Origin of the sequence: Dankookia rubra (assembly GCF_004355005.1) — a bacterium.
GTDB classification, from domain to species: domain Bacteria; phylum Pseudomonadota; class Alphaproteobacteria; order Acetobacterales; family Acetobacteraceae; genus Paracraurococcus; species Paracraurococcus ruber_A.
In genome coordinates, this window is the sequence record NZ_SMSJ01000155.1 from 1 (window position 1) to 7952 (window position 7952).

General features: G+C 72.7%; 8 protein-coding genes. 1 reads left to right on the plus strand and 7 read right to left on the minus strand.

Annotation, left to right across the window (positions count from 1 at the left end):
• From tsaB to E2C06_RS34395, 5 genes are all read right to left on the minus strand, one after another.
• Positions 1 to 575 (minus strand): tRNA (adenosine(37)-N6)-threonylcarbamoyltransferase complex dimerization subunit type 1 TsaB (tsaB, locus tag E2C06_RS34375; RefSeq protein WP_165982865.1); only part of this gene is annotated, 575 nt, incomplete at its 3' end.
• 96 nt (positions 576 to 671) lie between these two features.
• Entirely contained in the window at positions 672 to 1481 is an 810-nt protein-coding gene (locus E2C06_RS34380) for an exodeoxyribonuclease III (protein ID WP_133293056.1), read from the minus strand.
• A gap of 177 nt (positions 1482 to 1658) precedes the next feature.
• A complete protein-coding gene (locus E2C06_RS34385) occupies positions 1659 to 2345 on the minus strand; it encodes a fumarylacetoacetate hydrolase family protein (RefSeq protein WP_133293057.1) in 687 nt (228 codons plus the stop codon).
• 419 nt (positions 2346 to 2764) lie between these two features.
• On the minus strand, positions 2765 to 3562 hold the full coding sequence (locus E2C06_RS34390) for a gamma-glutamyl-gamma-aminobutyrate hydrolase family protein (RefSeq protein ID WP_133293058.1): 798 nt from the start codon (positions 3560 to 3562) through the stop codon (positions 2765 to 2767).
• A gap of 109 nt (positions 3563 to 3671) precedes the next feature.
• Entirely contained in the window at positions 3672 to 4313 is a 642-nt protein-coding gene (locus E2C06_RS34395) for a LolA family protein (protein ID WP_133293059.1), read from the minus strand.
• A 216-nt stretch (positions 4314 to 4529) separates the two neighbouring features.
• On the opposite strand from E2C06_RS34395, the gene E2C06_RS34400 reads away from it, so the two are divergent.
• Positions 4530 to 5645: a hypothetical protein gene (locus E2C06_RS34400; protein ID WP_133293060.1), complete on the plus strand. Its 1116-nt coding sequence runs from the start codon at positions 4530 to 4532 to the stop codon at positions 5643 to 5645.
• A 10-nt stretch (positions 5646 to 5655) separates the two neighbouring features.
• Here E2C06_RS34400 and E2C06_RS34405 read toward each other — a convergent pair whose 3' ends face one another.
• Positions 5656 to 6267, minus strand: coding sequence for a DUF4412 domain-containing protein (locus tag E2C06_RS34405; RefSeq protein ID WP_133293061.1), 612 nt, complete (start codon positions 6265 to 6267; stop codon positions 5656 to 5658).
• On the minus strand, positions 6267 to 7952 hold a 1686-nt coding region (locus tag E2C06_RS34410; protein ID WP_277751916.1), incomplete at its 5' end, for a DNA translocase FtsK. The genes E2C06_RS34405 and E2C06_RS34410, both read right to left, overlap by 1 nt.

Genomic DNA, 7952 nt, shown 5'->3' on the forward strand with positions numbered 1-7952 from the left:
CGCGCGGCGACCCGCGCCGCGGCCGCGGCATCCGGCTGGCGGCTCTCGCCCACCTGCACGGCCGCGCCGCGCGCCCCGAGCGCGGCGGCGACCGCCTCGGCCGCGTCGCCCACCAGGGTGACGGGGCCGGCCGGCACGGCCAGGGAATCGATGTCGCAGGCCTCGGGCGGGGCTTCCGCGGTCGCGGCGCCGGCGGCGAAGCGTTCCAGCACCACCCGCCCGCGCCGCGCATCCACCACCGACCAGACCACGCCCTGCCGCGCGGCAAGGCCGGCCACCAGCGCCTCCCCGGTCGTCACGCCGAGCGCCGGCAGGCCGGCCGCCAGTGCCAGGCCCTCGGCCAGGGCGAGGGCGGCGCGGATGCCGGTGAAGCCGCCCGGCCCGACCACCGCGGCGATGGCGTCGAGGTCGGTCACGGCCACCCCTGCCTCCCGCAGCACCGCCTGGACCATCGGCGGCAGGGTCGCGGCATGGCCGCGCCCGCCATCCAGCAGGCGATGCGCCCGCACGGTGCCATCGGCCAGCAGGGCGACGGAACAGCGGGCGAGCGAGGCGTCGAGGGCGAGGATCCACACGGGACGGGCTTCCTGTCCCGGTCCTGGTGCCGGGTGACCCATCTTACCGCTCACGCGTCTGTGAAGCTATGGTAGACATTGTGCAATCCAGATCGCCTACAGCGCGAGTTCGACCATGCAGGGGACGTGGTCGCTGGCCTGGGCCCAGCCCCGCGCCGGCTTCAGGACGACATGGCGGGCAAGAGCCCCGGCCAGGTCCGGGCTGACCCAGACATGGTCCAGCCGGCGGCCGCGGTCCGCCGCCTCCCAGTCCTTCGCCCGGTAGGACCACCACGTATAAAGCTTCTGGTCGGCCGGGACGAAGTGGCGCAGCGCGTCGTGCCAGCCGGCCGAATGCTGCCACCCCGTCAGCGCCTCGACCTCGACCGGGGTGTGGGAGACGACGCCGAGCATCTGCCTGTGCGACCAGACATCGTGCTCGAGCGGGGCGATGTTGAGGTCGCCGACCAGCACGCTGCGGGCCTTGGCGCCGCGCGCCGCGGACCAGGCAGTGGCCTCGGCGACGAAGTCGAGCTTGTGGGCGAACTTGGGATTGGCCTCGCGGTCCGGCGTGTCGCCGCCGGCGGGGACGTAGAAGTCGTGCAGCTCGACCGGCCCGCCCGGCGCGTCCACCGCGACCGCCAGGTGCCGGCAATCGCCCTTGCCGCACCAGTCGGGATCGCCGTCCAGCACCTGCAGCGGCCGGCGCGACAACACGGCGACGCCGTTGTAGCCCTTCATGCCCTTGTGGGCGATGTGCGGGAAGCCGAAGGCGCGGAGGTCGTCGAGCGGGAAGAGCTCGTCCGGGCACTTGGTCTCCTGGAGACACAGGATGTCGGGGTCGAGCGCCTTGACCAGCTCGGCCAGCAACGGCCGGCGCAGGCGGACGGAATTGATGTTCCATGTGGCGATGCGGAGCGAAGGCATGCGCCCGCGCTACCCGCTCCCGCCCGGCTGGGCAAGCAAGCTCGGGAAGGAAAAAGCATTTCCTCCCCAAACCCTGCCTTTGCTTCTTCTGGGTCCGGCACTCGCCGCGCAGCGGGTGCCGGACCCAGAGAAATAGAGGAGGGCCCAGGGAGGATACTTCCTCCCTGGCCTTCTTGTTCAGACGATCCGCGTGGTCACCGTGCCGACGCCCTCGACGAAGCCATCCAGCAAATCGCCCCGCTGCACCGCCGCGACGCCTTCCGGCGTGCCGGTCATGATCAGGTCGCCGGGCGCGAGGCGCACGAGGTGCGAAAGGTTCGAGATCACCTCCGGCACCGACCAGATCAGCTTCGACAGGTCGGAGGTCTGGGTGACGCGGCCGTTCACCTTCAGCTCGATCTTCCCCTTCGAGGGATCGACGCCCTTGGCCGGCACCAGCGCGCCCATCGGCGCCGAATGGTCGAAGCCCTTGCCCATGTCCCAGGGCCGGCCGGTCTTCTTCGCCTCGTTCTGCAAATCCCGCCGCGTCATGTCGAGGCCCGCGCAATAGCCCCAGACATGCTCCAGCGCGTCCCCGACGCTGATGTCGGCGCCGGCCGAGCCGATCGCCACCACCAGTTCCATCTCGTGGTGCAGCGACTTCGAGGCCGGCGGGTAGGGCATGTCGGCGTCGTTCACCACCAGCGCGTCGGCCGGCTTGGCGAAGTAGAAGGGCGGCTCGCGGGTCGGGTCGGAGCCCATCTCGATCGCATGCTCGGCGTAGTTGCGGCCGACGCAGAAGATGCGGCGGACCGGGAACATCTGGCGGCTGCCCTTGATCGGGACGGCGGCGATGACCGGCGGGGCGACGACGTAATCGGACATGCCGATTGGAACTCCCATGAATCGAGTGCGGCGGCTGGCATAGCAGCGGCCCCGCCGGGCCGAAAGGCCGCCCTGGTTGGCGCACCACTTCAGGTACTGCCGCTAAGTCCCGGAGAATCGGTGCAAAGCACAAAAAAAGCGCCCGGACAGGGGGGTGTCCGGGCGCCGTTGTTGTATGCTTCCGATCGGATAGGTCGGGCGAGCCGGCAGGGGAAACCGGCCTCCGCCACCAGCCCATTATAGGCAGGCCGGCCTGTGGATATTAGCGGGCCATGGAGCGAGAAGCAAAAGCCTTTGCGCGGTGCAGGCATGCGAGTCCGCGATATCGCCCCAGGGTCGCGCAGGTGTGACCTGCCACAACCGAAACCGCGGCCATTCGGGCCGCGGATGTGACCGCTCTGCGACGCTCGCCCGCCGCCCTATTCCGCCGCCTGGGCGATCGCGGCCGGCTGCGGCGCCGCGATCCGCCGGGCCGCCCAGGCGGCGCAAGCCTCGCCGAACCGCACGAAGAGCGCGCGGCTGACCGCGTCCCTTTCCCAGTCGTATTCCGGGTGCCACTGGATGCCATGGGCGAAGCCGGGCGCGTCCTTGACCCGCACCGCCTCGATCGTGCCGTCCGGGGCCCAGCCCTCGGCCACCAGGCGGGGCGCCAGGCGGGCGATGCCCTGGTTGTGCAGCGAGTTCACCGGCAGGTCGCCGGCGCCGCCCGCGAGGTCCGCGATCAGGCTGCCCGGGGCCAGCCGCACCCCATGCGCCTTGGCGACGCGGATGCGCGGCAGCTTCTGGTCGGAGGGAGTCGAATGGTCGATCCGGCCCGGCAGGTCCTGGATCCGCTGGTCGAGGCTGCCGCCAAGGGCCACGTTCAGCTCCTGGAAGCCGCGGCAGATCGCCAGCAGCGGCACCCCCGCGGCGATCGCCGCGCGGATCAGCGGCAGGGTGGTCGCGTCCCGCTGCAGGTCCTCCGGCGTGCCTTCCGCATGCGGCGGGCCTTCGTAGAAGTCGGGGCAGACATTGGACCGGCTGCCGGTGAGGATCAGCCCGTCCAGTCGCGGCAGGATCTGCGGCGCCATCGCCTCCCCCGCCGCCGGCAGCAGCACCGGGATGCCGCCGACCGGGCCGAGCACGACGCGCACGTAGCTGTCGGAAGCCGCGTGGTTGGGCGTGGCGAAGATGCCGAAGGCCTTGACGCAACAGGAAATGCCGATGAGCGGTTTCATCACGGGTCCAGCTTCATCCCCGAATGCGGCATGATCAAGATGCCGCGGGAAAAGGTGATGCAGTTTTCGCGCCAAAACCTCGCCGCTTCCTTGATCCGGAACGGATGAATCAAGGGATGCCGAGATCCTCGCGGAAGCGCGGGTCGTTGAAGTCGAAGAGGATCGACGGGAAACGCCCGCCGAACTCGGTCTGGAACAGGCTGACCCGCGTCTCCTGCCCTTGTGCGTCCACCACCGCCCATTGCTTGAGCTCGACGGGGTCCTGGCCGAAGACCAGGGTCAGGCTGCCCTCGGCCGGCTTGCCGGTGCGGAACAGCGTGATCCGCAGCAGCCCGCCGCCGCGCTCCACCCGGCTGACGGTGACGTCGCCAGACAGCCTCAGGTCGTCCCGCAGCAGGATGCCGAGCGGCGTCGCGCCGATCGGCAGGGTGGTCGCCTGCTTGAGCTGGCGGTCGAAGTAGAAGAACTGGCCGTAGCTGGCGACCAGCAGCAGCGGCTCGGGCGGGTCGTATTCGAAGCGCATCCGGCCGGGCCGGACGATCCAGCCGGTGCCCTCGGCCGAGGCGCCGTTCTGGGCGATCTGCACGAAGCGGGCCTTCAAGCTGGTCAGCCGGTTCAGCCAGGCCTCGGCCCGCGCGACGTCGGCCCGGTCGCGGTCGGAGAGCGGGCGCGCCTGCTGCGCGGCGGCCGGGGCCGGCAGCAAGGGGGCGAGCAGCAGGGCAGGCGTGGCAAGCAGGGGGCGTCGGCGCATCGCACCCCATGTGGACCCGTCGACGGCCGGGGGAAACCCCCCACCCCGAGGCAGGACCGCCCCGGTGCGGCGCGGCCGCCGCCGCCCGCTTCCCGTCACGTGACGCGACGTGACGGGGAGGTGACCCCCGCCGCCGGTGCCGGCGTGGGACGCAGCAGCCTCCAAAGCGTTTCGAAAGGGTGTGCCACTACGGTGCGCCTCGACTGGAACACCTCGATGCCCCCTTCCCTCCCGCAGGTGCCCCCGCCTGCCTCGCTGGCCGATGCCCCGGGCCGGACCGCCCTCGACCTGGCGCCGCCGCAGGCGATCGTCGTCCTCGCCGCGGGGCGGGATCCGGTCGCGCTGCTGCGCGGGCTCTGCGCCCTGGCGGTGCAGCGCAACACGGACGGGCTCTTCCTCGCCGCCGGGGCCTTCGGCGTGGTGCTGGTGCCGAACGGCCCGGCCGCGACGGTGGAAGGGGCGCTCGACAGCCTCGGCCCCTCACTCCCCTTCCCGGTGCGGGTCACCCCGCCGGTCCCGGCCGGCGACTGGGCCCTCCGCGCCGGGCTGGACGCGGCTCTGGGTTGGGGCGGGCCGGAGGCCGTGCTGCTGACCACCGAGGCCGGGGCGGTGCCTGAGGCTCGCTGGGTCGCCCGGGCAGTCGCCGCGCTGGCCGCGGGCCGGCTCGACGCCGTGCTCGGCCAGGTGGTGCCGCCGGCGGGGACGGCCGCTTCCGACGCGGCGGCCCGCTATGCCGCGGCGCTGGCGGCAATGGCCGCGCTGATCGATCCCGACCCGGCGGATGCGGAACCAGGCGACGCGGCGCATGGCCAGGCGGCGGCGGCCAGCTTCGCCATCCGCGGCGCCGTGCTGCGCAGCCTCGGCGGCCTGCCGATCGGGCCGGAGGGAGGACTTGCCGGGCTGCTGGCGGCGCTGCACCGCCGTGACGGCCGGATCCGCCACCTCGAGGGGATGCGGGTGGAAGCCAGCCAGCCGCCCCAGGCGATCGAGCCCGCCATGGCCGCCTGGCGCCGGCTGCGCGCCCGCCGCGCGGTGCGCGGCTTCTGGACCGCCGGCATCGGCGTCTTCGAGCGCGAAACGGCGGAGTTCCGGCGCTGGGCGGCGCGGCTCGGCCTCTCGGCCGGCGCGCTCGGCGCGGCGCTCTCGGCCAGCCGCTTCGGCGAGGCCTGGGCGGCGGTGTCGGCGGCCAGCCCGGTGCTGGCGGACCGTTCCTGGCTGCCGCATTCCGCCCTGCCGCGGGAGATCCTGCGCGCCCGGCTGCTGCTGGCGGCCGCCCGCCTGGTGGCGCCCGCCGCGGCCCGGCCGGCGGCGTCGCCCGCCAGCCCCGCCTGACGGCGGGATTTCAGCGCGGCGGCGAGACGCCCGGCAGGGTCAGCCCGGGCGGCAGCTGCATCGAGCGGTAGCCGGGCGGCGCCTGGAAGCGGGCTGGGTCCTGCGGGCCGTAGGCGACCTTCGTCGCCTCCACCGCGCCGGTCCTGCTGCCCCCCTGGCCGTCCCTTTGGCCGCCGCTGCTGCGCAGCATGACGCCATCCGCGGTCAGGCAGGTCTCGCCCCGCTTGTCGCCGTCCTCGTAGCGCCAGACCGTGCAGCGCAGCCCCGCGACGGTGGCGCTGCCGTCCTTGGCGAAGCGGGCGCTGGCGGGCGGCTCGGTCGGCAACGAAAGCCCGCCCGGGCCGGTATTCGCCGGCACCTCCAGCACCGCGCGCTGCTGGTCCATCACCACCAGCATGCGCTTCGCCGCCTGGTCGATCACCGACCACCCCGGCGCGCCCTCGGCATCGACGCGCAGCTTCCGCTCGGCGACCAGCCAGGCCATGCGGAGCTCGTGCCCCTGGCCCTGGCCGGCGGTGACGCGGTAGGTCACCGCGACGTCGCGGGTCGGCACCATGACCGGGCGCTCCTGCGCCGCGGCGGGGAGCGCCGCCAGCAGCAGCGCGGGAAGGATGCGGCGCATCAGTCCTCGTTGGTCCGCCGCGCCAGCACCTCGCGCTTGCCGACATGGTTGGCCGGGCCGACCACGCCCTCCTTCTCCATCTGCTCGATCAGCTTGGCGGCGCGGTTGTAGCCGATGTTGAGGTGGCGCTGGATGAAGCTGGTGGAGGCCTTGCCCTCGCGGCTGACGAGGTCGACGGCCTGGTCGAACAGCCCCTTCTCGCCGTCCGAGCCGCCGGCGATGCCGGACATCGACAGCCCGTCGCCCTCGCCCGGCTCGTCCTCGGTCTCGGTGACCTCCTCGATATAGGCGGGCTCGCCCTGCTCGCGCAGGAAGGCGACGACCTGCTCGACCTCGGCATCGGAGACGAAGGGCCCGTGCACGCGGGCCACGCGGCCGCCGCCGGCCATGTGCAGCATGTCGCCCTGGCCGAGCAGCTGTTCCGCGCCCATCTCGCCGAGGATGGTGCGGCTGTCGATCTTGCTGGTCACCTGGAAGGAGATGCGGGTCGGGAAGTTCGCCTTGATGGTGCCGGTGATGACGTCGACCGAGGGGCGCTGCGTCGCCATGATCACATGGATGCCGGCGGCGCGGGCCATCTGCGCCAGCCGCTGCACGGCGGCCTCGATCTCCTTGCCCGCGACGATCATCAGGTCGGCCATCTCGTCGATGACGACGACGATCATCGGCAGCGGCGCGAGGGCGAGCGGCTGCTCCTCGAAGACCGGCTTGCCGGTTTCCGGGTCGAAGCCGGTCTGCACCTTGCGGGTCAGCACCTCGCCCTTGCGGCGGCTCTCCTGCACCTTCTCGTTGTAGCCGCCGATATTGCGGACGCCGAGCTGCGACATGGCGCGGTAGCGCTTCTCCATCTCGCGCACCGTCCACTTCAGCGCGCCGATCGCCTTGGGCGGCTCGGTCACCACCGGCGCCAGCAGGTGCGGGATGCGGTCGTAGACCGACAGCTCCAGCATCTTCGGGTCGATCATGATGAAGCGGCATTCCTCCGGCCCGAAGCGGTAGAGCAGGCTGAGGATCATGGTGTTGATGGCGACCGACTTGCCCGAGCCGGTGGTGCCAGCGATCAGCAAATGCGGCATGCGGGCGAGGTCGGCGATTACCGGGTTGCCGCCGATGTCCTTGCCGAGCGCCAGCGGCAGCTTGCCGGGATGCCGGGTCCAGTCCTCGGAGCCCATCATCTCGCCGAAATAGACGGTTTCCCGCTTGGCGTTCGGCAGCTCGATGCCGATGACGTTGCGGCCGGGGACGGTGGCGATGCGCACCGCGGTGACGTGCATGTTGCGGGCGATGTCGTCGGCCAGGCCGATGACGCGGGCCGACTTGGTGCCGGGCGCGGGCTCGAGCTCGTAGAGCGTCACCACCGGGCCGGGATTGATCGCGGCGATGCGGCCCCTGACGCCGTAGTCGTCCAGCACCTGCTCGAGCAGCCGCGCATTGGCCTGCAGCGCCTCCTCCGAAGGGCCGGTGCCGCGGCGCGCCGGGGCCTCCTGCAGCAGCGACAGCGGCGGCAGCCGCCAGGGATCCTCGCCGAGCGGCAGCAGTTCCTGCCGGGCCGGCTTGGCGGGCCGGCCCGGCGGCGCGGGCTGGGCGATGCGCGGCTTCTGGCCGGGCTTTTCCGGCTCCGGCGGCTCGGGAGCGGGCCGTTCGGCGGCGGGCCGCGGCGGCGCCGCGCCCGGCTCGGCGCGCGG

Coding starts and splice junctions, on each gene's coding strand:
- E2C06_RS34390 (WP_133293058.1), bottom strand. CDS start 3,562: ATGAAACCGCTCATCGGCATTTCCTGTTGCGTCAAGGCCTTCGGCATC.
- E2C06_RS34380 (WP_133293056.1), bottom strand. CDS start 1,481: ATGCCTTCGCTCCGCATCGCCACATGGAACATCAATTCCGTCCGCCTG.
- E2C06_RS34385 (WP_133293057.1), bottom strand. CDS start 2,345: ATGTCCGATTACGTCGTCGCCCCGCCGGTCATCGCCGCCGTCCCGATC.
- E2C06_RS34395 (WP_133293059.1), bottom strand. CDS start 4,313: ATGCGCCGACGCCCCCTGCTTGCCACGCCTGCCCTGCTGCTCGCCCCC.
- E2C06_RS34405 (WP_133293061.1), bottom strand. CDS start 6,267: ATGCGCCGCATCCTTCCCGCGCTGCTGCTGGCGGCGCTCCCCGCCGCG.
- E2C06_RS34400 (WP_133293060.1), top strand. CDS start 4,530: ATGCCCCCTTCCCTCCCGCAGGTGCCCCCGCCTGCCTCGCTGGCCGAT.